The sequence below is a fragment of the Kitasatospora purpeofusca genome, assembly GCF_034043715.1.
Classification (GTDB): Bacteria; Actinomycetota; Actinomycetes; order Streptomycetales; family Streptomycetaceae; genus Kitasatospora; species Kitasatospora purpeofusca_A.
This window is the reverse complement of record NZ_JAXCLC010000053.1, coordinates 1-25,053: the sequence shown is the minus strand read 5'-3', so window position 1 is coordinate 25,053 and position 25,053 is coordinate 1. Positions and strand designations below refer to the sequence as shown.

Here is a 25,053-nt window from a genome sequence, read left to right as displayed (position 1 = left end):
CGATCAGCCTCTCACATTGGTCTGGACCAATAGATCATCGGGCAGGACGGCCGGGCATCGCCCCAGGTCAGGGAGTTGACAGCACGTCAGATTCGTACACCACCTGACGCCACGTCACCACTACCGGACGGTAATCTCCTTGGTCAGCTTCTCGAACCGGAGGTCGGAGCGGAGCGGGATGCCGAAGCGCTCGTCGCCGTACGGGAACGGCGAGTAGTCCCCGGTACGGTGGAAGCCCCGGCGCTCGTACCAGGCGATCAGCTCCGAGCGCTGCTCGATCACCGTCATCTCCATCTCGGCCACCCCCCACTCCTCGGCCGCGTACCGCTCGGCCCGCGCGAGCACGGCCCGCCCGAGGCCGCCGCCCTGACGGCCGGGACGCACCGAGAACATCCCGAAGTAGGCGCGCGAGCCCCGGCGTTCCAGCTGGCAGCAGGCGAGCAGCTCGCCGTCCACCTCCGCGAGCAGCACCACGCCGTCGGCGTGGGTGACGGCCGCGGTGACACCCTCGGTGTCGGTGCGCTGCCCGGCCAGCAGGTCGGCCTCGGTGGTCCAGCCGGCCCGGCTGGTGTCGCCCCGGTAGGCGGACTCGACCAGGTCCAGCAGGGCGGGCACATCGGCGGAGGTCGCGGCGCGGAAGTCCGGACGGTCGGTGCCGGCGGCCTCGGGGGCCGCGCCGGTGGTGCTCTCGGGCACGGGTTCCTCATCTCTGGCGGGCCCGGACCGTGCTGGCCCGGGCGGGGGCGGCGGCCGTTGGGCCGGTCCCTCGCATCGTGCCACAGCGGCCCCCGGCCCCGACCTGCGCGTACGACCCACCCAGCCCGGCACCGCCCTGCGCGTACGACCCACCCCGGCCGGCACCGCCCTGCGCGTACGACCCACCCAGCCCGGCACCGCCCGCCCCGCCCGCCGGCCCCCGCGTCCATCACCCGGACACCCTCCCCCGGGCGGCACCGCCTCCGGCAGGATGGCAGGAGGACCACGAACCCTGCCCGGCACGCCCGGACCACCTATCCCGGAGGCCCCATGACGACCGTCGAGATCCCCGGCTCCAAGTCGGTCACCGCACGAGCACTGTTCCTGGCCGCCGCCGCCGAGGGCACCACCACCCTGCTCCGGCCGCTGCGCTCCGACGACACCGAGGGCTTCACCGAGGGGCTGCGGGCGCTCGGTTACACGCTCACCGCCGCGCCGGACCGGTGGACGATCGAGGGCCGCCCGCAGGGCCCCGCCCACGACGCCGAGGTCTACTGCCGCGACGGCGCCACCACCGCCCGCTTCCTGCCCGTGCTCGCCGCCGCCGGCCGCGGCGACTTCCGCTTCGACGCCTCCGCCCAGATGCGCCGGCGCCCGCTCGGGCCGCTCACCGAGGCGCTGCGGACCCTCGGGGTCGACCTCCGGCACGAGGAGGCCGAGGGCCACCACCCGCTGCGGATCTCCGCCGACGGCGTCCGCGGCGGCGCGATCACCCTCGACGCGGGGCTCTCCTCGCAGTACCTCACCGCGTTGCTGCTGCTCGGCCCGCTCACCGAGCAGGGCCTGCGGATCACCGTCACCGACCTGGTCTCCGCGCCGTACGTGGAGATCACCGTCGCCATGATGCGGTCTTTCGGCGCCACCGTGACCCGCACCGGCCGGGTCTTCGAGGTCGCGCCGGGCGGCTACCGGGCCGCCGCCTACCCGGTCGAGCCGGACGCCTCGACGGCGAGCTACTTCTTCGCCGCCGCCGCGCTCACCGGACGCCGGCTGACCGTCCCGGGGCTCGGCAAGGACGCGCTCCAGGGCGATCTGCGGTTCGTCGACGTCCTGGCCCGGATGGGCGCGCGGGTGGAGGTCGGCAGCGACCGGACCACCGTCGAGGGCCCCGCCGGCGGCCGGCTCTCCGGTCTCACCGTCGACATGCGCGACATCTCCGACACCATGCCGACGCTCGCCGCCGTCGCCCCGTTCGCGGACGCGCCGGTGCGGATCGAGAACGTCGCGAACACCAGGGTCAAGGAGTGCGACCGCCTGGACGCCTGCGCGGAGAACCTCCGCCGGCTCGGCGTCGACGTCGCCACCGGGCACGACTGGATCGAGATCCGCCCGGGCACCCCGCGCGGCACCGCCCTCGCCTCCCACGGCGACCACCGGATGGTGATGTCCTTCTCCGTCACCGGCCTGCGCACGCCCGGCATCACGTTCGACGACCCCGGCTGCGTGCGGAAGACCTTCCCCGAGTTCCACGAGGTCTTCGGCCGACTGCGCGAGGGGTGGACCACCGTCGGCTGACCGGCGAGGGAGCGGCCGGGCAGCTGCGGCGGCGAGCAGGGCGCGACCGGGTCGAGGTGGGACCCGGCGGCCCGGCCGCACTGCCCGGCCGGTTGGCGATGACGGTCCGCCGGCCAACCGGCCGACCTGATCGCGGAGTTCACCACCCCGTTCCCCTGCCGGGTGATCTGCGACCGGCTCGGCACTCGCGCTGGTGCCACTGGCAGTCCTTCCCCTCGTACTGCCCGCCCTGGCTGGCCTGGCCGGCCTGGCCGGCCGGCAGTTCTGGCGGCAGAGGACTCCCCGCTGGTCACCCGTCGCCCCGGGGCTCTGCCTGTTGCCGACCTTCACCCGCTACTTCGTGCTCGGTCTGAGCCACTGGAGCGGCCCCTTGCGAAAAGGCCGGTCACAGCGACTCGTTGGTGGCTGCGGCCGGCCTTTTCGCGTCGGCCGGCGAGCGGCAGGACGGGGGCGGCTCAGCCGTGCGGGTGTCGATGGCGGCCGGTTCGGCCGGAGGTCGTAACTTTCCGGACCGCCGTTCTTTGGTCTGGGCAGCAGTGATCGCAACCGGTTCAGGGCCTGCACCACCTTCAGCCGGCGCGCGTTCGACCACCACCGGGTCGACCAGTGCTTCGAATTCATCTTGAGAGGAACGCGAAAATGTTCAAGAACTCCTTCGCCGCCGCCGCCGGCCTGGCCGCCGCCGCCATCGCGATGTCCGCCGGGTCGGCCTTCGCCATCGCCGACTCGGACGGCGCCGCCACCTCCGTCCAGGGCAACGGCGGAACCAACCAGACCGGCACCCACGGTGACCACAGCGCCAACTTCCACACCCTCGACAACCCGAACATCTGCCTCCCGGAGGTCCACAACATCGCGGTCGGCGCCGTCATCGGCGTGGCTGTCCCGATCGAGGTGCCCGTGCTGAACAAGACCCCGAAGCAGATCTGCAACGTCGGCCACAACACCCAGTCCTCCGGTGACGGCGGCGTCTCCCACCTGATCGGCTGATCCCACGGCATTCCGGCCGAGGCCCCGGTGACGCGTCCCGGGTGCCGGTGCCGCACGGGACCGGCGACCGCGCCGCCGTCACCTTCACCGGACGGCGCGGTCGCCGCGCAACTCCCGGCGGCACCAGGAAGATCGAAGAGAACTGCCGGAAGCACCGCCGCTCCGAGGCCACGAGGAGCCCGGCGGAACGCCCGGCCGGGGCTTCCCGGCCGGGCGTTCGGCATGCGGGCGGCAGCGGTCCTGCCGGTTGGGGTCGTGCGGGTCGTGCGGGTCGCACGAAGAGTGGACGACCAATGGCCGACCGGCGCGAAAAGGCCGGGCGGCGCGGGAGCGCGGAGGCGCGCGTTCCCCCGTCGCCGGCCGTCCCGATCCGGGACCGCCGCCCCAGGTGAGCGCCGGTCCTACGGGTACGAAGGCGTCCCGGTGATCGGAACCATTCCTTTGTGACCCCCGGTCAGAATGTGGCCACCGATACCTGGCGGGCTGGCACGTACATGGCTAGCCTGCTGCCGCCGGACACCGTCACCGGCCGTCCCGGCAGTCCGCAGCCATCCCACGGGACGTCAGCACCGGACCAGAGGAGTGTCATGCCCAGCGCTTCCCGCTCCGCCAGCCTCGCCCGCACCACCGGCCCCTCCCACGCCACCGGCCTCCGGAAGCCCCGGCAGCGCCGGCTCGCCACGTTCGCCGCCGTCGCCACCGCCGTCGCCCTGGCCGTCGGCATCGCCGCACCCGCGCACGCCGCCGGCGGCCACCTGCCCCCGCTCCACCCCGACCTCGACTTCGCCGGCTCCACCGTGGCCGCCCACGAGGGCCGCGACGGCGCCGCCCCCCTCGCCGCCCTCGCCGTCACCCAGACGCCCGGGCTCGACGTCGCCAGCTACCAGGGCAACGTCAACTGGTCCTCGGTACGCGCCAACGGCGCCCGCTTCGCCTACGTCAAGGCCACCGAGGGCACCACCTACACCAACCCGTACTTCGCCCAGCAGTACAACGGGTCCTACAACGCCGGCCTGATCCGCGGCGCCTACCACTTCGCCCTGCCGGACCGCTCCTCCGGGACCGCCCAGGCCAACTGGTTCGTCGACCACGGCGGCGGCTGGTCCCGCGACGGCAAGACCCTCCCGCCGGCCCTCGACATCGAGTACAACCCCTACGGCGCCACCTGCTACGGCCTCAGCCAGAGCGCCATGGTGAGCTGGATCCGCGCCTTCAGCAACACCGTCCACACCCGCACCGGTCGCTACCCCACCATCTACACCACCACCAACTGGTGGACCACCTGCACCGGCAACAACGCCTCCTTCGGCACCACCAACCCCCTCTGGGTCGCCCGCTACGCCTCCACCGTCGGCACCCTCCCGGCCGGCTGGAGCTACCAGACGATCTGGCAGCACGCCGACTCCGGCACCTTCCCCGGCGACCAGAACCTCTTCAACGGCGCCTTCGACCGCGTCCAGGCCCTCGCCAACGGCTGAGCCCCGCCGCCCGCAGCCCCCACCCCGCCACCCGGCCCGAACCGGGTGGCGGGGTGGGGGGCTCAGGGCGCGGCGGTGAGGGAGTCGAGGAGGATGCGCCAGGCGGCGGTGTAGGCGGCCGGGTCGTCGGGGGTCGTGTCCGGGGGGCCGAAGGTGACGTGCGGGGCGCCGTGGAGGACGGCGAGGAGCAGTTGGGCCACCAGTTCGGGCGGGCGGGGTGCCATGCTGCCCTCGCCCTGGGCGCGGCGGATGAGGGTGACCAGGCCGCGTTGCACGTCCGAGAAGATGTCGGGCGCCGGGGCGGCCGGGTCCGGGATGTCGGTGGCCAGGCGGAGGGCCGCGCGCAGGCGGACGTCCTCCTTCAGCCGCTGTGCGAGGTCCAGGACGAGGGCCTCCAGCACGGCGGCGGCCCCGACGCCGGGGACGTCACGGGTCAGCCGCATCTCCTCCCAGACCTGCCGGGACTGCGACATCAGGGCACCCGCGAGGGCGCGCTTGGAGTCGAAGTGCCCGTACAGCGCGCCCTTGGTCATGCCGGTGCGCTGCGCGACCGCGTTGAGGGTGGCCCGGCTGTAGCCCTGGGCGGAGAACTCCTCGGCCGCGGCGTCCAGCACCTTCTCCCGCGTACGCCGAGCCCGCTGCTGCTTCATCACGCGGTCCTCCTCGGGGTTCGGAGAACATTCCGTGGCGCAGGAATGTTCTCGGGGCGGCACGGTCACCGCCCGGTTCTGCTCACGTCCGACCGGGAACACTCACCGGTGCCTCCTCCCCCGAGGTCGCGAACTCCCGTGCGGTACCGCTACATTGCGGTGCCCCCACGAGTGTCACGGCTCAGGAACCTACCTTTCGGAAGGATTGGCGTCGAGGCGGGCTTCCCGCCGCCCTGTCCAAAACGCCGTCGTCGAGCACGAGTTGACAGCCCACGCCGGAGCCACCACACCGAACTCCACCCCCACCACCGAGGAGCCGACCGTGCGCGATCCCCACATCGACCGCGCGGCCGGACCCGGGACCGGAGCCGGGGCCGAACCGCCTGGCCCGTTCCGGGTCCGGCCGATCGCCACCCGGCGGGGCCCCGACCCCAAGCAGGACCGGGCCACCCGCACCAGACTGCTGGTCCTCACCGCGGCCGCCGAACTGTTCACGGCCCGGGGCTTCCGCCACACCTCGGTGCAGGAGGTCGCCGACCGGGTGGGGATGACCAAGGGCGCGGTCTACTTCCACTACCCGACCAAGGAGGCGCTGGCCGTCGCCGTGGTCGAACAGCACTACGCCCGCTGGCCGTTGCTGCTGGCCGTGGTCACGGCGGAGGGGCACGGGCCGCTGGAGACCGCCGAACGCCTGCTGGCGGGCGCGGCGCTCGCCTTCCGGGACGACGTCGTCGTCCGGGCGGGCATCCGGCTGCAGGTCGAACGCCCGCAGATCGACGCCGAGTTGCCGACCCCCTACGTGGCGTGGACCGAGCTGCTGGCCGGGCTGCTGGCCCGCGCCGAGGCGCTGGGCGAGCTGCGGGCGGGGGTCCGACCCGGGGCCGCGGCCCGGTCACTGGTCGCCGCGTTCTTCGGCACCCAGCACATCTCGGACGTCCTGCGCGAACGGGAGGACGTCGTCGAACGCTGGTCGGAGACGGCCGGGTTACTGTTCCGGGCGATCCGGGCGGAGTGACGCGAGCGGAGTGACGCGAGCCGACGACGGGCGGGCGCCGCGAGCGGGCCGGCGGCGCGGCCGGACGGGCGGCGCTCCGGGTGGACGACGGCGTAGGCCGGCGCGCCGAGCAGCGGGCGCCCCGCCCACGGCAGCGCGGCGAACGCGAACGCGAACGCCGCCACCGTGCTGCCCGCGAGCAGCACCCGCCGGACGCCGACCCGGTCGACCCGGCGCCCGCCCAGCCGGCTGCCCGCGGCCGAGGCGATGCCCGGGGCCAGCAGCACCAGGCTCAGCCGGTCCGCCCGGCCGCCGGTGGCCGGTGGCCGCTGGCCGCTGGCCGCTGGCCGCTGGCCGGGGCGATCGTGGTGGCCAGGTAGATGTAGACGGTCCGGAAGGCGAGGAAGAAGAGCAGCGTGGTCGAGGCGGCGCCGAGCACCCGCCGGTCGCGCAGCAGCACCCGCCGGCCGCGCCGAGGGCCGTGACCAGCCACATCGTGAGGCGCCAGTCGGCGCGCCCGATCCAGGTGCCGAGCGGGACCCCGACCGCGGTGGCGACCGTCATGCCGCCGAGCACGGTGGCCAGTACCCGGCCGCGCCGCTCGGTGGCGACCGGGGTGGTGGCCACCGCGGTGGCGGTCGGGGTGTAGAGCGCGGCGGCCAGGGGCCGGGTCGCGAGCAGGGTCCCGTTGGGGGGGCGAGCGCGCCGAGCGCGTTGGCGGCGGCGAACACGGCCGGCGCGGTGAGCAGCAGCCGGGGGCGCGGCCAGCCCGTCCAGGCCGATCCCGCCGCCCGTCCGGCCGCACCGGACCGGCGCCCGCGCCACCCGCTCGGTAGCGTGGCCGGGACGGCGAGGGCGCGGACCAGCGGAAGGACGGGCGGCTGCGATGATCGGTGAGGTCGGCGGGCAGGCCGGCGGCGGGCTCGACCTGGACGGCCTGCGCCGGGTCTACGGCACCCCCGGCCACCGGCTCTTCTACACCCTCGTCTGCCGAGGGGCCCGGCACTGGGGCTGGACCGAACCCGGACAGTCCAAATGGCGCTGCTGGCGGGCGCAGCGGCAACTGGAGGGGGTACTCGGGCGCAAGCTCGCCCTCCCGCCGGGCTCCCGGGTGCTGGACGCCGGGTGCGGCTCGGGCGTCGTCGCCCGCCAGATGGCCGCCCGCTTCGGCCTGCGGGTCACCGGCGTCGACCTGATGGACTTCCACGTCCGCGAGGCCCGCCGGTTGAGCGCCCGGGCCGCGCTGGAGGACCGCACCGCCTTCGCCTGGGGCGACTTCCACGAGCTGGACCTGCCCGCCGGCTCCTTCGACGGCGTCTACTCGATGGAGACGCTCTGCCACGCCCACGACCCGGCGCGCGCCCTCGCGGAGTTCCACCGGCTGCTGCGGCCGGGCGGGCGGCTGGTCCTGCTCGGGCCGGCCGCCGTTCCGCGCGCCGAGATGCCGGACACCCAGCAGGCGCTGCTGGATCCGTACCTGGACGCGATGGTGCTGCCCGGCGCCCGCCGCTACACCACCCGCACCCTCGGCGGGCTGGTCACCGGGGCGGGGTTCCGGCTGGAGGAGGAACTCGACGCGACCTCCTACTACCTGCCCACCACAGAGGCGCTGTACGGGTACTTCCGGGTCCCCTACGCCGTGCTGCGGCGCCTCGGCGCGACCGAGCACTGGCTGGGGCTGCGGTCCACGGTGGAGATGTACGAACTGCGCCGCCACGTCGCGTGGATGGTGCACACCGCCGTCAAGGGCGACTGACCGGCGCCGGGTCCACCGTCCGGCACGGGTCCACCGTCCGGCACCGGGCCGTCAGCGCCCGGCGCCCAGCATCCGGAGCACCAACTCGCCGTAGCGGCGGCCGAGTTCCTCGGGCGTCTCACTGCTGCGGTCGGTGTACCAGCGGGACACGTCGATCCCGAGCGAGGTGACCGCACGGGCGGCGGTGCGCACCTCGGCGACCTCGAACAGCCCGTCCGCGAGTCCCGCCCCGATCAGCGCGGTGACCTCGCGCTCGATGTCCAGCCGCAGCGCCGCCACCGCCGCGTAGTCGTCCGCCGGGAGCGCGTGCAGCTCGTAGTTGACCACCCGGCCGACCGTCCGCGCCCGGGCGTGCCAGGCGGTGAAGTCCTCGACCAGGCGCCGCATCCGGGCCACCGGGTCGCCCTCGCCGGCCGCAGCCGCCCGGACCAGGGCGAGCGCCGCGGCGTGGCCGGCCCGGCTGATCTCGGCCAGCAGGGCCGCCTTGGAGGGGTAGTGGATGTAGAGCGCGGCCGGGCTCATCCCGGCGCCGGTGGCGATGTCCCGGGTCGTGGTGGCGTGGAAGCCGCGCTCGGCGAAGGACTCGACGGCAGCCCGGAGCAGCCGGTACGCCGCCTCCGGGCGGGTGTCGGCGCCGCCGGGCAGGGTGGGCCACAGCTCGGCGATGGGCATGCTGGTCATGGCGCCATCCTCGCAGATCGGTCGTCGGGCGGTCGTACGGGCATTCGCCCGGGGCGGGGCCGCAGCAGGACAGGGAGACGTACCCGGACGCCCACCCGGACGCGGCCCCAGGGGCTGTTGACAGGGTGTCGCACCGACACCATGCTGAGCAAGCGCTTAGTCAGCAGACGCCCCGACCGGCCGCCGGGTCGGTCGGCCGGTCGCCGTCCACGCCGAAAGGATCCCCGTGGTGCACTCCTTCAAGGGCCGGGTGGCCGTCGTCACCGGATCGAGCCGGGGCATCGGCCTCGGCATCGCTCGCGAGCTGGTCGCCCGGGGGGCCAGGGTGTGCCTGACCGCGCGCACTCCGGAGCCGCTCGCCGAGGCGGTCCAGGACCTCGGCGGACCCGAGGTCGCCATCGGCGTCGCCGGCCGCGCCGACGACCCGGCCCACCAGGAGCAGGCCGTCGCCCGCACGCTGGAAGCCTTCGGACGGCTCGACCACCTGGTCAACAACACCGGCATCAACCCGGTGTACGGCCCGGTGCTCACCGTCGACGAGGCCGCCGCCGCCAAGATCCTCGCCGTCAACGTGCTCGCCCCGCTCGCCTGGACCCGCCGGGCGCACGCCGCCTGGATGGGCGAGCACGGCGGCTCGGTGGTCAACGTCGCCTCGGTGGCCGGCCTCCGCTCCTCGCTCGGCATCGGCATGTACGGGGTGTCCAAGGCCGCGCTGATCCGGCTCACCGCCGAACTCGCCGCCGAGCTGGGCCGCGAGGGCATCCGGGTCAACGCGGTCGCCCCCGCCGTCGTCAAGACCAGGTTCGCCGAGGCCCTGTACGAGGGCCGCGAGGAGCAGGTCGCCGCCGCCTACCCGCTCGGCCGGCTCGGGATGCCCGAGGACGTCGCGGGCGCGGTCGCCTTCCTGCTCTCCCCCGACGCGGCCTGGATCACCGGCCAGACCGTGGTGGTGGACGGCGGCGTGACCCTCGGCGGCGGGCTGTGAGCACCCCCGCCGACACCCCCGACGCCAGTCCCGCCGACTACCGCACCGCACCGCCGTTCGCCGGCCAGGGCGTCGTCGTCACCGGCGCCGGCCGGGGCATCGGCGCCGCCGTGGCCCGCGCTTTCGCGGCCGCCGGCGCCCGGGTGGTGGTGAACGACCTGGACGGCGCCGCGGCCCGAGCGGTCGCCGCCGACTGCGGCGGCTCCGCCGTCCCCGGCGACGCCGCCTCCGCCGAGGGACTGGCCGCCCTGGTCGACGCCGCCCGGGCCGCCCTCGCGCGGCACGGCGCCGAACTCGACATCTGGTGTGCCAACGCGGGCGTCGCACCGGTCGGCGGCGCGGACGCCGCACCCGAAGCCTGGACCGCCGCCTGGGAGGTCAACGTCCTCGCCCACGTCCGGGCCGCCGAGCTGCTCCTCCCCCGCTGGCTGGAGCGCGGCAGCGGCCGGTTCGTCGCCACCGTCTCGGCGGCCGGACTGCTCACCATGCTCGGCTCGGCCCCCTACGCGGTCACCAAGCACGGCGCCCTCGCCTTCGCCGAGTGGCTCGCCGCCACCTACCGGCACCGCGGGCTCCGAGTGCACGCGCTCTGCCCGCAGGGCGTGCGCACCGCCATGCTGGCGAGCACCGGCGCGGTCGGCGAGGCACTGCTCGCACCCACCGCGCTGGAACCGGCGGAGGTCGCCACGGCCCTGCTGGACGCCCTGGCGGCGGACCGCTTCCTGGTCCTGCCGCACGCCGAGGTCGCCGACTACTACACCGCCCGCGCCGGGGAACCGGACCGCTGGCTGGCCGGGATGAACCGCCTCCAGCGGCAGCTGGAGCAGGAGGGGGCGCTGTGAGGGCCTGGCAGGTGCCGGAGACGGGCGAGCCGTGCGCGGTGCTGCGCCAGGTCGGGGACGCGCCGCGGCCCGTGCCGGGGCCGGGACAGCTGCTGGTCCGGGTCCGGGCGGCGGCCGTCAACTTCCCGGACGCCCTGCTGGTCCGGGGCCAGTACCAGCTGCGACCGCCGCTGCCGTTCACCCCCGGGGTCGAGCTGTGCGGCGAGGTGGTCGAGCGGGGACCCGCCCCGACGGAGCCGCAGGACCTCCCGGACGAGGAGTGGCGGCCCGGTGACCGGGTGATCGGCACCCCCGTCCTCCCGCACGGCGCGTTCGCCGAGTACGCGCTGCTGGACGCGGCGGCCGCCTTCCATGCCCCGGACTCCCTGGACGACGCGGAGGCGGCCGCCCTGCACATCGGCCACCAGACCGCCTGGTTCGCCCTGCACCGGCGCGCCGCGCTGCGCCCCGGGGAGACGCTGCTGGTGCACGCGGCGGCCGGCGGGGTCGGCAGCGCCGCCGTCCAGCTCGGCCGGGCCGCCGGCGCCCGGGTGATCGCCGTGGTCGGCGGCGCCGCCAAGGCGGCCACCGCCCGCGCGCTGGGCGCCGACCTGGTCGTCGACCGCACCGCCGAGGACTTCGTCACCGCCGTCCGGGCCGCCACCGACGGCCGGGGCGCCGACGTGGTCTTCGACCCGGTCGGCGGCGCGGCCTTCACCGGCTCCACCCGCTGCGTCGCCTTCGAGGGCCGGATCGTGGTGGTCGGCTTCGCCGGCGGCGAGATCCCGGCGCCCGCGCTCAACCACGCCCTGGTGAAGAACTACGCCATCCTCGGACTGCACTGGGGCCTCTACCAGAGCCGCGACCCCGGGGCCGTGCGCGCCGTCCACCGGGAGCTCTGCGCGCTCGCCGCCAAGGGGACGGTCCGGCCGCTGGTGACCGGCCGGCTGCCGTTCGGGGCCGTGCCGGACGCCGTCCAGCGGGTCGCCGACGGGACCACCACCGGGCGGCTGGTGGTGCTGCCCTGAACGAGCAGGGCCGCGACTGACGGCCGGCGCCCTCACCACGCCGCGTCGGTGCCCGCGGCGATCACCTCGAGGGCCGGGCGCGGAGCCCGGCCGAGCAGGGCGGCGAGGTCACCGGGCTTGCCCGGGCCGGCGAGGAAGCCGTGCGCGATCGAGGAGAGGGTGCCCGCCACCATCGGCACCTGGAAGGACTCCGCGCCCGAGGCGGCGATCGCGGCCCGTGCCTGGGCGAGGGTGCCCGGGCGGTACTCGACCGGCCTGCCGGTGCTCCGGGTGAGCGCCGCGGCGACCTCGGCGGCGCCCACCGCCTCCTCGCCGACCAGCTCGTAGACCCGGCCCGCGTGCTCGGCCGGCGCCGACGCGACCTTCGCCGCGATCTCGGCGAGGTCCTCCCGGGCGACCGCCGCCAGCCGTCCGTCGGCGAGCGGGGCGGTGATCACGCCGTCCGCGTCGGGCCGGGCCAGGAAGGCCAGCAGCTCCGCGTAGAGGCCGTTGCGCAGGATCGTCCAGCGCAGGGTGGCGGACTCGCGCAGCCGCCGTTCGGTCCAGCGGTGGGCGAGCGCGTAGGCGAGGTGGTCGCCGTCGCCGGAGAGGCTGGTGTAGACGACGTGCTCCACCCCGGCGCGCTCCGCCGCCTCGATCGCCGCCCGGTGGCGCGCGATCACCACGTCGTCCTCGCCGTAGCCGGCCGAGACGAGCAGCAGGGTGCGCACTCCGGTGAAGGCCCCGGCCAGCGTCTCCGGCCGGTCGAAGTCGACCTTCCGCACCGGCACGCCCGCCGTCGCCGCGCGCTCCGGGGTCCGGCTGCCCGCCACCACGCCCTCCGGCCCGCCGGGCCGTCCGGCGAGGCGCTCCAGCACCAGCGAGCCGAGTCCGCCGTTGACACCCGTCACGAGAAGCATGTGTTCCTCCGGAAATCCCGTACCACCGGGGCGGTCCGTCCGCCCCGCTCCGTCCGGCCGCCCTGCTCGGCGGCCCGGACTCCATCCTCGATAACCTGGGCGTTCGACGTAAGGAGGCACTTCGATGTCAGTGGGGCACACCGAGGTAACCACCCCGGCCGCCGGAGCGCGGCCGGTGCTCTGGTGCGAGGACGGCGAGGACTGCGGCATCCGCGATCTGCTGAACCGCCTCGGCGACCGCTGGACCGTCCTGGTGGTGGTCGAACTCGCCCAGGGGGTCCGGCGGTTCCGTGAGCTCCAGCGCGCCGTGCCCGGCATCTCGCAGCGCATGCTGACCCTGACGGTCCGCCGGCTGGAGCGCGACGGCCTGGTCTCGCGCACCGTCCACCCGACGATCCCGCCCCAGGTGGACTACGAGCTGACGCCGCTCGGACACAGCCTGACCCATCTGGTGCGCGCGATGGCGGACTGGTCCTACGACCACCACGACGCGATCGTCGACTCGCGGCAGAGCTGGGACGACGCGAATCCGGGCTCGGAGATCCGCTGACCCCTGCGGAGGAAGGCGATCTGACGTCGCGTCAGTGCTCGAAGCGCATCTCCGGGAAGAGCGCCGAGGGCCCGTCCAGCAGGCGGTCGTCGTGGCCGCGCAGCCAGCGGTCGAGGAACGAGCCGACGTAGGCCCGGGTGGCGAGCACCGCCCGCTCCGGCCGGACGTCGCCGATGTCCGCGCGGACGACATCCTCCGGCACGGCCCCCTGCCGGGCGAGTTGCGGCAGCAGCGACTGCGCGTCGGTGTAGGAGCCGTGCCGGGAGCCGAGCAGGGTGACATCGGCCTTCCAGCCCCGGGTGTGCTGCCAGAACGCGGCCCAGCCGGGCTGGCCCGGGTAGCCGCCGGAGTCCTCGCTCTCGGTGCCCATCAGCAGGAACGGGCGGTCCAGTCCGTCCTCGGCGACGCTGCTCAGGTGCACCCCGGTGCCGTCCGGGCCGGGGAAGTGCAGTTGGCCGTCCAGGTTGACGCCCGCCTTGATCCGGGGGTCGTCGTGCATGGTCTGGGCGGCCGTGAAGCCGCCGGCGGAGTGGCCGACCATGCCGATCCGGTCGAGGTCCAGCGATCCCGCCAGCGCGGGCGGGAGCCGGTGGTCGGTGCGCAGGGCGGTCAGCTCGTCCAGGACGAAGCGGGTGTCGGCGACCCTGGTCGCCAGTGCCTTGCGGAGCAACGCCCCGATGTCCAGGCCGGGTTGGCCGGCCAGGGCGGGAAGGACGGAGGTGGTCAGCCGGCCGTCCGGGAAGGCCACCTCGGAGGCGTCGGAGGGGTGGTCGACGGTCACCACGACGTAGCCGCGCGAGACGAGGTCCTCGACCAGCGCGGTGCCCCAGGTGCGCGGGTCGCCGAGCCCGGCCGAGTAGAGCACCACCGGGCGCGGGCGGGCGGCGGGCAGCGCCGGGGCGTCCTGCCCGGCGTGGGTACGGACTCCGGACCAGTCGGTGCGGCCCGGATCCGTCCGGTAGTTGAAGACGCCGGCGCCGTCCGGGCCGCCGAAGTGCCCGGCGGCGCGCGGCTCCATGTAGCGGGCCCGCGCGTCGGCCTGGACGGGCCGGGTGGCCGGGTACCAGAGGCTGATCATCAGCTCGCGGTCCCGCCCCGGCTGCCAGGGGTCCTTCCGGCCGTGGTCGACCAGGCGCAGCGCGGTGGTGCCGACCGCGTACGGGCCGGTGGGCTGCGGCAGTCCGGCCCGGGCCAGGCGTTCGGCGACCGCCGGGGCGGCCCCGGCGGGGGCCGCCGCCGCCCCGACGCCGCCCAGGACGGCGGTGGCCGCCAGAGCGACGGCGACGCCCGTCCGCAGACCCCGTCCGTGGACCCGTGCGATCCGTCCCTGTGCCCGCTCGCGCATGCTTCCCGACTCCCCGTGCCGTGCGGCCCGCCGCCCGTCGGCCGGCCCGTACGGCGACAGTACGGGCCGGGGCGGTGCGTGGACGTCATACCTCGGAGCCAACCCGCCGGGTCATACCCGGGTACTACCCGGGGGACGACCTGCGGCTGACCCGGGACTGACCCGCGCGGGCGTAGCGGAGGGACGGTGGCGGGCCGTCAGCAGGTGTCGGGCCGTCAGCGAGCGCCGGGCCGTCAGTGAGGGCGGCCCCGTCAGCGGTGGCGGCGCAGCTCGCGCCGGGCGAGCGAGCGCTTGTGCACCTCGTCCGGGCCGTCGGCGATCCTGATCGTCCGGTTGAAGGCCCACAGTGCCGCGAGCGGGGTGTCCTGGCTGACGCCGGCCGCGCCGTGGGCCTGGACGGCCTTGTCCAGGATCCATTCGACGGTGCGCGGCGTGGCGATCTTGATGGCCTGGATCTCGGTGTGCGCGCCACGGTTGCCGACGGTGTCCATCAGCCAGGCGGTCTTCAGTACCAGCAGCCTCAACTGCTCGATGCGGACCCGGGATTCGGCGATCCAGTCCTGGATGACGCCCTGGTCGGCGAGCGGTCCGCCGAAGGCGGTGCGGTCCAGGACGCGTCGGCAGGTCAGCTCGAGGGCCCGCTCCGCGATGCCGATGGCACGCATGCAGTGGTGGATCCGGCCGGGGCCGAGCCTGGCCTGGGCGATGGCGAAGCCGCCGCCCTCCTCGCCGATCAGGTTGCCGGCCGGGACCCGGACGTCCTCGAAGGTGACCTCGGCGTGTCCGCCGTGGTCGGCGTCGTCGTAACCGAAGACGGTCATGCCGCGCCGCACGGTGACGCCGGGGGTATCGCGCGGCACCAGGACCATGCTCTGTTGCCGGTGCGGCTCGGCGGCGGGGTCGGTCTTGCCCATCACGATGAGGAGGCGGCAGTCCGGGTTCATCGCGCCGCTGATGTACCACTTGCGGCCGTCGACCACGTACTCGTCGCCGTCGCGCACGATCCGGGTGGCGATGTTGGCGGCGTCGGAGGAGGCGACCTCGGGTTCGGTCATCGCGAAGGCGGAGCGGATCCGGGCGTCCAGCAGCGGTTCCAGCCAGCGTTCGCGCTGCTCGGCGGTGCCGAACTCGGCCAGCAGCTCCATGTTCCCGGTGTCGGGGGCGGCGCAGTTGAGGGCGGGCGGGGCGAGGTGCGGGCTGCGGCCGGTGATCTCGGCGAGCGGCGCGTACTGGAGGTTGGTGAGTCCGGCGCCGTGCTCGCCGGGCAGGAAGAGGTTCCACAGGCCCTGCTTGCGCGCCTCCACCCGCAGGTCGGCGACCACCGACGGGATCTCCCAGCGCGGCCGGGCCGGGTCGGCGAGCTGGGCGGCCAGCACCGGTTCGGCCGGGTACACGTGCCGGTCCATGAACTCCTCCAACCGTTCGCGGAGTTCGAGGGTGCGGCGGTCGTAGGAGAAGTCCATCGGTCAGTGTCCCTTCAACGTGGTCAGGCCGTGCTCGATCAGGACGGGCGCCGCCGTGCCCGCCCGCTCGAAACCGGCACCGAGGGTGCGGCCCTGGCGGAACCGGTAGTGGATGCCCTCCGCGACCACGGCGAGCTTGTAGGCGGCGAACGCCACGTACCAGTCCAGGGCGGCGGCGTCCCGCCCGGTGGACCGCGCGTAGCGGTCGACCAGTTCGGCGCTGCGCGGGAAGCCGGGCGCGGTCGCGGCGGACGGGACGAGCCCACCGCCGACACCGGCCAAGTCGGTGTACATCACCAGCAGTCCGACGTCGGTGAGCGGGTCGCCGAGGGTGGACATCTCCCAGTCCAGGACGGCGCCGATGACGTCCCGCCCGTCGCGCTCCTGGAGCAGTACGTTGTCGAGCCGGTAGTCCCCGTGCACCAGCGCCGGGGCCGGGGACGTCGGCCGCCGCGCGGTGAGCAGCTCGTGCAGCCGGTCGACGCCGGGCAGGTCACGGCTCCGTGATGCCTCCAACTGCGTCGACCAGCGCCGAAGTTGACGCTCCAGATAGCCGTCGGGGCGACCGAACCCGGCGAGCCCGACCGCCGCCGGGTCGATCCGGTGCAGGGCCGCGAGGGTGTCCACCAGTGTCTCGCCGACCGCGCGCACCCGCGCCTCGCCGAGCGCGGCGAACGCCTCGGCGTCCCGGTGCACGACACCGGGCACGAAGGCCATCAGGTACCAGGGCGCGCCGAGCACCTCCGCGCCCGGATCCAGGTGGACCGTCTCCGGCACCGGCACCCCGGTGCCGCGCAGCGCCGTCATCACCCGGTACTCGCGGCTCATGTCGTGCGCGGTGGCGAGCACGTGCCCCAGCGGTGGCCGCCGCAGCACCCAGTCGTTGACGCCGTCGGTGAGCCGGTAGCTGAGGTTCGACCGGCCACCCTCGATCAGCCTCGCCCGCAGCGGACCGGCCACCGCGCCGGGCAGCGCGCGCTCCAGGTGGTCGCGCAGTCGCCCCAGGTCCAGCCCCTGCGGGGCCTCCGAACCGGGCTCCGAACCGGGCTCCGGCCTGCTCTCCGGCACGGGCACTCTCCCTTCGTCCGCCGACCGCCTCGTCGACGACCGGACACCGACCAGGCGCCGAACAGGCGCCGAACAGGCCCTGACCAAGCCCGGCCAAGCCCGGCCAAGCCCTGACTAAGCGCTTGCTCAGCATTCAGCCGACGGCGGTGCCGTGTCAATCCCGGCGGGACGTCACAATGATCGCCATGAGGTTGATCCACACCGTCGTCGGCGTCCTGCTCCTGCTGCTCACCATCGGCAGCATCCTGCGCACGCTCGTCGTCCCGCGCGGCCTGTACAGCTCCCTGGTGCACGGCCTCTGGCGGGCCCTGCGCAGCGTGCTGCGGCTCGCCGCCGCGCCGTTCGGCACCTACCGCGCGCAGGACCGGGCCCAGACCTGGCTGGCTCCGCTGATGCTGACCGGCATGCTCGCCGTCTGGCTCGGCGGGATGCTGGTCTCCTACACGCTGATACTGCACGGCACTTCGGAGCTGGACTGGTCGGTGTCCTTCCGCGAGGCCGGTTCCAGCCTCTTCACCCTCGGCTTCGCCAGCGGCGACCGGCTCCACCTCTCCGTGATCGACTTCATCGCCGCCGCCAGCGGCCCCCTGGTGATCGCCCTGCAGATCGCCTACCTGCCCACCCTCTACGCCGCCTACGGCCGGCGCGAACTGGAGGTGACCCTGCTCCAGTCCCGGGCCGGCGAGCCCGCCTGGGGGCCCGAACTGCTCGCCCGGCAGTCCCTGGTGGACACCGAGACCGCCCTGCCCCAGCTCTACCGGGACTGGGAGCGCCTCGCCGCCGACCTCGGCGAGAGCCACTCCAACTACCCGGTGCTGATCTCCTTCCGCTCCCCGCAGCCCAACCGCAGCTGGGTGGTCGGACTGATCGCCGTCATGGACGCCGCCGCCGTCCACCTGGCGATCTGTCCGCGCACCGCGCCGCCGGAGGCCCGGCTGGTGCTCCGGGCCGGGTTCACCGCGCTGCGCGACATCGGGCGCTCAATGCGGGTCGACTTCGACGCCGACCCGGCTCCGGACACCTCGATCCGCCTCACCTACACCGAGTTCGACGCGGCCGTCGCCCTGATCGCCGCCGCCGGGTTCCCGCACGAACGGCCCGCCCACGAGGCCTGGCCGCACTTCCAGGGGTGGCGGGTGAACTACGAGCCGCTGGCCTACGAGCTGGCCCGCCGCAGCGACGCCGTCCCGGCGCTGTGGAGCGGCCCGCGCGACTTCCGGGCCCCGGTCATCCCTCCGGCCCGGCCCGCCGACCGCCGACCGCCGGGCGGCCACGCGGACTGACCCACGCGCGCGCCGCCCGACGGACGAAGAGGGACACGCCCTACTTCGACTTCCGCTGGGTGAACCGCAGCATGTTGCCGGCCGGGTCGCGGAAGGCGCAGTCCCGCACCCCGTACGGCTGGTCGATCGGCTCCTGGAGCACCTCGCCGCCCGCCGCGCGGATCCGCTCGAAGGTCGCGTCGCAGTCCTCGGTGGCGAAGATGACCGCCCGCAGCAGCCCCTTGGCCAGCAGCTCCGCCATGGCCTGCCGATCGGCGGCGGAGGCGTTCGGGTCGGCCAGCGGCGGTTCGAGCACGATGTCCACCTCGGGCTGCGAGGGTGCGCCGACCGTCACCCAGCGCATGTTCTCGAACCCGACATCGTTGCGCACCTCCAGGCCGAGCACGTCGCGGTAGAAGGAGAGCGCCTTGTCGTGGTCGTCGACGGCGATGAAACACTGCGAGAGCTTGATATCCATGCGCCTCACGCTACGGGTGGGGCGGACGATGCGCTTCTCCGTTCCTGACCGGTCTGGTGTACAGCTTCGCGTAGCAGGCCGGGATCGCGGCGCCGTCCTCGTGGCCCCGGGCCCGGTAGGCGCTGGGGCTCTCCCCGACCAGCTCGGTGAAGCGCGAACTGAACGACCCCAGCGAGGTGCAGCCCACCGCGAAGCACACCTCCGTCACCGAGAGGTCCCCGCGCCGCAGCAGGGCCTTGGCGCGCTCGATCCGCCGGGTCATGAGGTAGCTGTACGGCGTCTCGCCGAAGGCCGCCCGGAAGCTGCGCGAGAAGTGGCCCGGCGACATCAGCGCCACCCGTGCCAGCGCCGGCACGTCCAACGGCAGCGCGTAGTCGCGGTCCATCGCGTCACGGGCCCGGCGCAGCCGGACGAGATCCTCCAGCGTCGTCACCCCCCAACCCTCGCACAGGGCGGCGACAACCGCTCCGAACAGGTCCTTTATGCTCTGCGCCAGGTCCCCCGCGCACACCCCCGCCGCCCCTGACGCCGCCCCTGACGCCGCCCCTGACGCCGCCGCCCACGGTCACACCTGCGCCTGCTGCGCCGAACGGCACGACGGCCCGCCGCTCTCCTACGGCTCCCCGGCCCCGACGGGCTGGAAGCCCCGCTACGCCCGGCGCAGGGACAGTGAGCTCACCCCCGACCGGTGCGTGATCAAGGGCCGGGAGTTCTACGTCCACGGTCTGGTCGGGATCCCGGTACGGGACACCGGCGAGACCTTCTCCTGGGGCGTCCGGGTGTCGCTGAGCGGACCGAACTTCGCCCGGGCCCACGACCTGTGGGAGGACCCGGCGCGGGAGCAGGAGCCCCCGTACTTCGGCCGGCTGGTCACCGAGCTGCCGGTCTACCCGGAGTCCACGCTGCTGCTCAAGACGCATGTGCGCACCCGGGCCGTCGGCCTGCGTCCGCTGATCGAGCTGGAGCCGACCGACCACCCGTTGGCGGTGGAGCAGCGCGAGGGCATCACGGCGGAGCGGGTGCGCGCGTTCGCGGACCAGTTGCCGGGCGGCTGAGGCGCTCGGCGGCGCCTCGGCCGCTGCCTCAGACCTGGACCGTGGCGCCTGCCGCGAGCGAACGCTCCGCGGCGGCGAGGATCTCCACGGTACGCAGGCCGAACGCGGCCGAGCAGGGGTGGGCCCCGCCGGTGCGGGCGGCGGTCGTGAGGGCGTCCAGCGCGCGGTGGAACGCCGCGTGCGGGCCCTCCCCGCGCTCCGGCAGCCGGACGGTGCCGGCCTCGCCGCGCAGTTCCATCACGGTGCCGCCGCCGGCGACCGGCGCGGTCAGGCTCAGCGCGAGGGTGCTGGAGGCGCCGCCGACGTGGCGCAGCACCACGTGCACGGTGTCCAGCGGGCCGGGCACGGCGGTGACGGCGGTCGCGTCGCCGAGCACGGGCAGCAGCACGGAGAGCGCGTGCGGGCCGACGTCCCAGAGCGCGCCCTTGTCCCGGCGCCACGGCGAGGCCGCGTACGCGCTGGTGGAGTCGGGGGCGAAGACCGAGCCGAGCCAGTCCGAGCGGCCGGTGAACCAGCCGCCGACGGCGGCCTGCTCCTCGATCCACGGCAGCTGCTCGCCGCCGAAGCGGACGGTGAAGAACACCACCGAGGCCACCCGGTGCGCCTCGGCCGCCTCGACCACCCGGCGGGCGTCGGGGACGGTGAGCGCGACGGGCTTGTCGAGCAGCAGGTGGCAGCCGGCCTCGGCGGCACGCACCGCGAGGTCCGGCTGCACGGTCGGCGGCAGGGCGATCGAGACGGCGTCGACCTCGGCGAGCAGCCGGTCGAGGTCGGCGTGGCCGGGGACGCCGTACTTCTCGCCGAGCGTGGCAGCCGCCTCGGGGCGACGGCCCCAGACGCCCGCGAACTCGACGCCGGGGTGCTCCGCGAGGCCGGGCGCGTGCACCCGCTCCGCCCAGGTGCCGGTGCCCAGGAGTCCGATCCGCATGGTGCGCCTACTTCTTTCCTCGCGTGCTGTTCGGTGATGCGGTACTGCGGTGATGCGGTACTGCGGTGGTGCGGTACTGCGGTGGTGCGGTACTGCGGTGGGTGCAGTCGTGCGGTACTGCGGTGGGTGCAGTCGTGCGGTACTGCGGTCGTCCGGCGCGGACGCCGCCGCCCGGAGCGGGCGCTCCGGGCGGACCCGGGCCGTCAGTCCGTGGCGGGCGCGGTGACCGCCGGGGCGGCGTCCACGGCCTTCGCCGCGTCCTCGGCCTCGAGGGCGTGCGCGGCCTTGGCGGCGCGGCGCTTCATGAACCAGGCGGAGAAGGCGCCGATGGCGACGGCGAGGAGCAGGCCGATCCAGGAGAACTTCGACAACCACTGCTCGGCGACCTTGCCGACCTGGTAGACCAGCCACGTCGTGCCGCCGGCCCAGACCACGCCGCCGAGGACGTTGGCGATCAGGAACTTCCAGTACGGCATCTTCAGGGCCCCTGCCAGCGGGCCGGCGAAGATGCGCAGCAGGGCGATGAAGCGGCCGAAGAAGACCGCCCACATGCCCCACTTCTGGAAGGAGCGCTCGGCGCTGGCCAGGTGGCTGGGTCCGAAGTGCTTGGGGAACTTGCGGCCGAGCTTCTCGAACAGCGGCTTGCCGCCCTTGCGGCCGATCGAGTAGCCGATCGAGTCACCGATGATCGCACCGGCGATCGCGCAGCCCGCCACCCAGACCGGGCTGACCACGCCGCGCGCGGACAGCAGGGCGGCGGAGACCAGGGCGATCTCCCCGGGGAGCGGGATGCCCAGCGACTCCAGTCCGATGATCAGCGCAACGAGGGCGTACACCGCGCCCGGTGGTACGCCTTCGATCCAGGCGTCGATGTGCAGCAAGGCCAGTACCTCCGTGGCAGGACGAGACCCGCGGCAGGCCCGCCCAGGTCCCGATCAGGTCCCCGCGGCTCGCGCGCCGGTCTCGACAGTCGTCCGAATGGCGGCACCAGGCCGCTCCCCGAGAGGGCAGCCTAACGTGCCGGGCGGCCCGTCCCCTCGGCCGATCACCCCTGCGTACGACGTGCGGGCACGCCCGGCGGTTCCACGCCTTGGGCCGCGCGCCGGGCCGCCGGCGCCGGGGGTGGCCGCGGGTCGGCCTCCGGTCCCGGCCCTCCGATCCGTCAGGTCCGGGCGGCGAAGTCCAGGACGGTGACGGTGGGGCGGTGGGTGGACAGCGGGGGGACGGCGAGGGTCAGCGGCAGCAGGGTGGCCAGGGGGCCGTGGTCGGCGGTGGGGCGGACGTCGCGGACAGTGGTGATCGCCGGGCTCGCGGTGCGGAGCTTGTCGCGCTCGCGGGCGTCCATCGCCCACGGCATCGGCGGTGCCTGGTAGCCGGGGGTGCGCATCTTTCCGGTCCGGGTGAGCCGGGCGAACCAGCGCGGGACGGCGTCCAGCACCAGGGAGCCGCCGGGAAAGCGCTCGGCGCAGGCGGCGATGAGTTCGCGGACGCGGGCCGGGGGCAGGTACATCAGCAAGCCCTGGGCGGTGATCAGGACGGCGCGGTCGCGGTCCACCGCCCCGGCCCAGGTGAGGTCGGTGGCGTCGGCGGCCAGGTAACGCTGTCGTGGGCCGGGCGGCAGGAGCCGTTCGCGCAGTTCCACCGCCTCCGGGAGGTCGACGGAGAGCCACTGCGCCCGGCCGTTGTCGACCCGCCAGTACTGGGTCTCCAGGCCCTCCCCCAGGCAGACGACCGTGCCGCGCGGCTCGCGGGCCAGGAAGTCGGCCACCTCGCGGTCGAAGCAGCCCACCCGCAGCGCCTGGAGGCGGGACTGCAGCCCGCTGGTGCCGAAGCGCTCCGCGAACGGGAAGTCGATCCGGTCGACGAGTTCAACGGCCTCGGGGTCGTGCAGCAGCGCGTCCGGCCGGCGGGCCTCGACGGCCCGCTGCCAGAGGGTCCACAGTGCCGTCTCGGGCACCGCCGCCAGTTCCGGACGCTCCGCGCCGCTCATCTCTCGCTCGCTCCCTCGGGTGGTGGGTGTCCCCTACGACCGGGTCACCTTTGATCGGGTCATCTTCGACCGGGTCGCCGTCGACCGGCCGCTACGACCGGGTCGCCTTCGACCAGGTCCACTACGACCGGGCCGCTACGACCCGCCGATTCTGACACCGCCGGGGGCGTGAACCCGGGGTGCGGCCACCCGGCGCGCCGGGCCGCGCTCCCGCGAGCCGGTCAGCCGACGCTGAACGCACCGTCCGGCGGCGGCGGGGAGTCGGTGGCGGTGGCGTCGGTGACCGGGACCGTGCGGCCGGCGAAGGCCGCGAGGTCCGCGCCGTCGGTCAGCCGGGCCGGGAAGATGTCCCCGGCCAGCCGCCGGACGAGGTCCGCGACCGGCAGCGGTCCGGCGGAGCCGACCAGCAGGATGTTGCCGTACCGGCGCCCGCGCAGTACGGGCGGTTCGGCGATCAGGCAGGTCTGCGGGAACACCGCGCGCAGCGTCGCCGTCTGGGCGCGGGCGAAGGCGAGCGGGGCGCCGTCGGCGAGGTTGGCCGCGTAGAGGCCGCCGGGGCGCAGCACGGCGGCGGCCAGGCGCAGGAACTCCACCGAGGTGAGGTGGCCGGGGGTGCGCGAGCCGTGGAACACGTCCGCGACGACGAGGTCCAGGCTGCCGGGCGCGGTCCGCGCCAGGGTGGCGAGGGCCTCGCGGGCGTCGCCGACCTCGGCGGTGATGTCGACGCCGGGTCCCTGCCACGGGAGGTGCTGTTCGACCAGGTCGAGCAGCGGGCCGTCCACCTCGACCACGCGCTGGCGCGAGCCGGGGCGGGTGGCGGCGAGGTAGCGGGGCAGGGTCAGCGCGCCGCCGCCGAGGTGGAGGGCGTCCACCGGGCGCCCGGGCCCGCCCTGCTCGCCCTCCTGCCGGCCCTGCTCGTCCTCGGGGCCGCCGAGCGCGTCGACGAGGTGGCCGAGGCGCCGGGTGTACTCGAACTCCAGGTGGGTCGGGTCGCCGAGGTCGACGTAGGACTGCGGGGTGTCGTCCAGGGTCAGCAGCCAGCCGCCGTCGTGGTCGACGTCGGGGAGCAGCTTCGCCCGCCCGAGGTCGGTCTGCCGCAGCACGGGCAGGCGTTCGTCGGCCGGGGAGTCCTGGGGCGGGGCGGTCGGGTCGGGCATCTCGGGCATGTCCGCAGCATAGGCGCCGGGCCCGAGTCGCCGTCACGCCCGAGGCTACCGGCCGGTATCGTCGGGGCGTCCGGGCGCCGAGGTCCCGGCGTCCCGCGATTCCGACCGTGTTCCGACCGTATGACGACCGGAGCCTGACCGGAGTCCGACCAGAGATTGGGTGCGAGTGGCCATGGAGTTCCGCGAAGACATCCTGGGTACCCCCTACGAGGCGGCCGAGCTGCCGCTGCGTCCGGACGAGGAGGGCGAGGTCACGGCGACACTGGTCCGCCGGCTGGTTCCCGGTTCGGACCAGGCCGTCCTCTACATCCACGGCTACAACGACTACTGGTTCCAGACCCACCTTGCCGACCACTACGTGGCCGCCGGCTTCTCCTTCTACGCGATCGACCTGCGCAAGTACGGCCGCTCGCTGCGCGCGCACCACTCGCCGAACTTCGTCCGCGACCTCGCCGCCTACGACGAGGAGCTGGACCAGGCGGTGCGGATCATCCGCGAGCAGGACGGCCACCGCCGGCTGCTGGTCAACGGGCACTCCACCGGCGGGCTGATCGCCGCCCTGTGGGCGGGCCGCCGGGCCGGGCGGGGGCTGGTCGACGGGCTGTTCCTCAACAGCCCGTTCCTGACCATGCCGGCCTCCCCCGCCGTGCGCACCCTCGGCGCCCCGGCCCTGGAGGCGATCGCCCGCTTCGCGCCGACCCGGGTCCTGCCGTCCGCGCTCAACCCGCACTACGTGCACAGCCTGCACCGGGACTTCCGCGGCGAGTGGGACTTCGACCTGAAGCTCAAGCCGGCCGAGGGCGTGCCGCTGTTCGCCGGCTGGCTGGCCGCGATCCAGCGCGGCCACCGCGAGGTCCGGCGCGGGCTGGGCATCGACGTGCCGGTGCTGCTGATGGCCTCCACCGCCTCGATCGCCACCACCCGCTGGCACACCGCGCTGCACCACGCGGACGCCGTGCTGCGCGCCGACGACATCTCGGCCGCCGGGCCGCACCTGGGCCGCCATGTGACGATCGTCCGGATCGAGGGCGGGATGCACGACCTGGTGCTGTCCGGCGAGACCGCCCGCACCCAGGTGTTCGCCGAACTCGACCGCTGGCTGGGCGCGTACTTCCCGCTCACGGTGCACTGAGTCGAAGCCCCGTTCGGGGGGGGGGGGGGGGGGGCGCCCCCCCCCCCCCCCCCCCCCCCCCCG

General features: G+C 74.8%; 26 protein-coding genes and 1 pseudogene. 12 read left to right on the top strand and 15 right to left on the bottom strand.

Features of this window, described 5'->3' with window-relative positions; all coding sequences use genetic code 11:
• Window positions 1-120: 120 nt before the first annotated feature.
• A complete protein-coding gene (locus SM793_RS24925; RefSeq protein WP_320440524.1) occupies window positions 121-696 on the bottom strand; it encodes a GNAT family N-acetyltransferase in 576 nt (191 codons plus the stop codon).
• A 330-nt stretch (window positions 697-1,026) separates the two neighbouring features.
• Here SM793_RS24925 and aroA point away from each other — a divergent pair, with 330 nt between their 5' ends.
• The 3 genes from aroA to SM793_RS24910 all read left to right on the top strand — a co-directional run bounded on the left by aroA (window position 1,027) and on the right by SM793_RS24910 (window position 4,739).
• Complete coding sequence (gene aroA, locus SM793_RS24920; RefSeq protein ID WP_320440523.1) at window positions 1,027-2,271, top strand: 3-phosphoshikimate 1-carboxyvinyltransferase; 1,245 nt, start codon at window positions 1,027-1,029, stop codon at window positions 2,269-2,271.
• A gap of 639 nt (window positions 2,272-2,910) precedes the next feature.
• Complete coding sequence (locus SM793_RS24915) at window positions 2,911-3,261, top strand: rodlet layer protein (RefSeq protein WP_320440522.1); 351 nt, start codon at window positions 2,911-2,913, stop codon at window positions 3,259-3,261.
• Between the two features lie 587 nt (window positions 3,262-3,848).
• A complete protein-coding gene (locus tag SM793_RS24910) occupies window positions 3,849-4,739 on the top strand; it encodes a lysozyme (protein ID WP_320440521.1) in 891 nt (296 codons plus the stop codon).
• A 62-nt stretch (window positions 4,740-4,801) separates the two neighbouring features.
• On the opposite strand, the gene SM793_RS24905 is transcribed toward SM793_RS24910, so the two are convergent.
• The gene (locus SM793_RS24905; RefSeq protein ID WP_320440520.1) at window positions 4,802-5,389 is read right to left on the bottom strand and encodes a helix-turn-helix domain-containing protein; all 588 of its coding nucleotides are present in this window, start codon (window positions 5,387-5,389) and stop codon (window positions 4,802-4,804) included.
• A 322-nt stretch (window positions 5,390-5,711) separates the two neighbouring features.
• On the opposite strand from SM793_RS24905, the gene SM793_RS24900 reads away from it, so the two are divergent.
• Window positions 5,712-6,404, top strand: a complete 693-nt coding sequence (locus SM793_RS24900; protein WP_320440519.1) for a ScbR family autoregulator-binding transcription factor — start codon at window positions 5,712-5,714, stop codon at window positions 6,402-6,404.
• A 271-nt stretch (window positions 6,405-6,675) separates the two neighbouring features.
• Here the strand turns inward: SM793_RS24900 and SM793_RS24895 are convergent, their stop codons facing one another.
• The gene (locus SM793_RS24895) at window positions 6,676-6,876 is read right to left on the bottom strand and encodes a hypothetical protein (protein ID WP_320440518.1); all 201 of its coding nucleotides are present in this window, start codon (window positions 6,874-6,876) and stop codon (window positions 6,676-6,678) included.
• 20 nt (window positions 6,877-6,896) lie between these two features.
• Window positions 6,897-7,010 (bottom strand): annotated as a pseudogene (locus tag SM793_RS36490) (hypothetical protein); the annotation flags it as partial.
• A 259-nt stretch (window positions 7,011-7,269) separates the two neighbouring features.
• Between SM793_RS36490 and SM793_RS24885 the strand changes: the two are divergent.
• The gene (locus SM793_RS24885) at window positions 7,270-8,139 is read left to right on the top strand and encodes a class I SAM-dependent methyltransferase (RefSeq protein ID WP_320440516.1); all 870 of its coding nucleotides are present in this window, start codon (window positions 7,270-7,272) and stop codon (window positions 8,137-8,139) included.
• 51 nt (window positions 8,140-8,190) lie between these two features.
• On the opposite strand, the gene SM793_RS24880 is transcribed toward SM793_RS24885, so the two are convergent.
• Entirely contained in the window at window positions 8,191-8,820 is a 630-nt protein-coding gene (locus SM793_RS24880) for a TetR/AcrR family transcriptional regulator (RefSeq protein ID WP_320440515.1), read from the bottom strand.
• Window positions 8,821-9,046: 226 nt separating this feature from the next.
• On the opposite strand from SM793_RS24880, the gene SM793_RS24875 reads away from it, so the two are divergent.
• Genes SM793_RS24875 through SM793_RS24865 form a run of 3 tightly spaced genes read left to right on the top strand, consistent with a single transcriptional unit; the run spans window position 9,047 to window position 11,654 of the window.
• Window positions 9,047-9,805, top strand: a complete 759-nt coding sequence (locus tag SM793_RS24875; RefSeq protein ID WP_320440514.1) for an SDR family oxidoreductase — start codon at window positions 9,047-9,049, stop codon at window positions 9,803-9,805.
• Entirely contained in the window at window positions 9,802-10,647 is an 846-nt protein-coding gene (locus SM793_RS24870) for an SDR family oxidoreductase (protein ID WP_320440513.1), read from the top strand. Before SM793_RS24875 ends, SM793_RS24870 begins: the two co-directional genes overlap by 4 nt.
• A complete protein-coding gene (locus tag SM793_RS24865) occupies window positions 10,644-11,654 on the top strand; it encodes an NADPH:quinone oxidoreductase family protein (protein ID WP_320440512.1) in 1,011 nt (336 codons plus the stop codon). The genes SM793_RS24870 and SM793_RS24865 overlap by 4 nt, the downstream gene beginning before the upstream one ends.
• A gap of 32 nt (window positions 11,655-11,686) precedes the next feature.
• Here the strand turns inward: SM793_RS24865 and SM793_RS24860 are convergent, their stop codons facing one another.
• Window positions 11,687-12,553 carry an NAD(P)H-binding protein gene (locus tag SM793_RS24860; protein ID WP_320440511.1) on the bottom strand — a complete coding sequence of 289 codons (867 nt, stop codon included), beginning with the start codon at window positions 12,551-12,553 and terminating at the stop codon, window positions 11,687-11,689.
• 124 nt (window positions 12,554-12,677) lie between these two features.
• On the opposite strand from SM793_RS24860, the gene SM793_RS24855 reads away from it, so the two are divergent.
• Window positions 12,678-13,103, top strand: coding sequence for a helix-turn-helix domain-containing protein (locus tag SM793_RS24855; protein WP_320440510.1), 426 nt, complete (start codon window positions 12,678-12,680; stop codon window positions 13,101-13,103).
• Window positions 13,104-13,134: 31 nt separating this feature from the next.
• Here the strand turns inward: SM793_RS24855 and SM793_RS24850 are convergent, their stop codons facing one another.
• The 3 genes from SM793_RS24850 to SM793_RS24840 form a co-directional block, all read right to left on the bottom strand.
• Entirely contained in the window at window positions 13,135-14,448 is a 1,314-nt protein-coding gene (locus tag SM793_RS24850) for an esterase (protein ID WP_320440509.1), read from the bottom strand.
• A 251-nt stretch (window positions 14,449-14,699) separates the two neighbouring features.
• On the bottom strand, window positions 14,700-15,911 hold the full coding sequence (locus tag SM793_RS24845; RefSeq protein ID WP_320440508.1) for an acyl-CoA dehydrogenase family protein: 1,212 nt from the start codon (window positions 15,909-15,911) through the stop codon (window positions 14,700-14,702).
• A gap of 3 nt (window positions 15,912-15,914) precedes the next feature.
• Window positions 15,915-16,979 carry a phosphotransferase family protein gene (locus tag SM793_RS24840; RefSeq protein ID WP_320440507.1) on the bottom strand — a complete coding sequence of 355 codons (1,065 nt, stop codon included), beginning with the start codon at window positions 16,977-16,979 and terminating at the stop codon, window positions 15,915-15,917.
• 185 nt (window positions 16,980-17,164) lie between these two features.
• On the opposite strand from SM793_RS24840, the gene SM793_RS24835 reads away from it, so the two are divergent.
• A complete protein-coding gene (locus tag SM793_RS24835) occupies window positions 17,165-18,262 on the top strand; it encodes a hypothetical protein (protein WP_320440506.1) in 1,098 nt (365 codons plus the stop codon).
• 40 nt (window positions 18,263-18,302) lie between these two features.
• On the opposite strand, the gene SM793_RS24830 is transcribed toward SM793_RS24835, so the two are convergent.
• Together SM793_RS24830 and SM793_RS24825 are read right to left on the bottom strand one after the other, a co-directional pair.
• Window positions 18,303-18,719, bottom strand: coding sequence for a VOC family protein (locus SM793_RS24830; protein ID WP_320440505.1), 417 nt, complete (start codon window positions 18,717-18,719; stop codon window positions 18,303-18,305).
• A 10-nt stretch (window positions 18,720-18,729) separates the two neighbouring features.
• Window positions 18,730-19,152: a helix-turn-helix transcriptional regulator gene (locus SM793_RS24825; RefSeq protein ID WP_320440504.1), complete on the bottom strand. Its 423-nt coding sequence runs from the start codon at window positions 19,150-19,152 to the stop codon at window positions 18,730-18,732.
• Window positions 19,153-19,201: 49 nt separating this feature from the next.
• Between SM793_RS24825 and SM793_RS24820 the strand changes: the two genes are divergently transcribed.
• Window positions 19,202-19,774 carry a DUF2199 domain-containing protein gene (locus SM793_RS24820; RefSeq protein WP_320440503.1) on the top strand — a complete coding sequence of 191 codons (573 nt, stop codon included), beginning with the start codon at window positions 19,202-19,204 and terminating at the stop codon, window positions 19,772-19,774.
• A 28-nt stretch (window positions 19,775-19,802) separates the two neighbouring features.
• On the opposite strand, the gene SM793_RS24815 is transcribed toward SM793_RS24820, so the two are convergent.
• From SM793_RS24815 to SM793_RS24800, 4 genes are all read right to left on the bottom strand, one after another.
• Window positions 19,803-20,702: a Gfo/Idh/MocA family oxidoreductase gene (locus tag SM793_RS24815; RefSeq protein WP_320440502.1), complete on the bottom strand. Its 900-nt coding sequence runs from the start codon at window positions 20,700-20,702 to the stop codon at window positions 19,803-19,805.
• Between the two features lie 203 nt (window positions 20,703-20,905).
• Complete coding sequence (locus tag SM793_RS24810) at window positions 20,906-21,580, bottom strand: DedA family protein (protein WP_320440552.1); 675 nt, start codon at window positions 21,578-21,580, stop codon at window positions 20,906-20,908.
• A gap of 284 nt (window positions 21,581-21,864) precedes the next feature.
• A complete protein-coding gene (locus SM793_RS24805) occupies window positions 21,865-22,692 on the bottom strand; it encodes a class I SAM-dependent methyltransferase (RefSeq protein ID WP_320440501.1) in 828 nt (275 codons plus the stop codon).
• Window positions 22,693-22,913: 221 nt separating this feature from the next.
• Window positions 22,914-23,849 (bottom strand): fused MFS/spermidine synthase, encoded by a 936-nt coding sequence (locus SM793_RS24800; protein WP_320440551.1) that lies wholly within the window; start codon window positions 23,847-23,849, stop codon window positions 22,914-22,916.
• Between the two features lie 181 nt (window positions 23,850-24,030).
• On the opposite strand from SM793_RS24800, the gene SM793_RS24795 reads away from it, so the two are divergent.
• Window positions 24,031-24,990 carry an alpha/beta hydrolase gene (locus SM793_RS24795; protein WP_320440500.1) on the top strand — a complete coding sequence of 320 codons (960 nt, stop codon included), beginning with the start codon at window positions 24,031-24,033 and terminating at the stop codon, window positions 24,988-24,990.
• The last annotated feature ends 63 nt before the right edge of the window (window positions 24,991-25,053 follow it).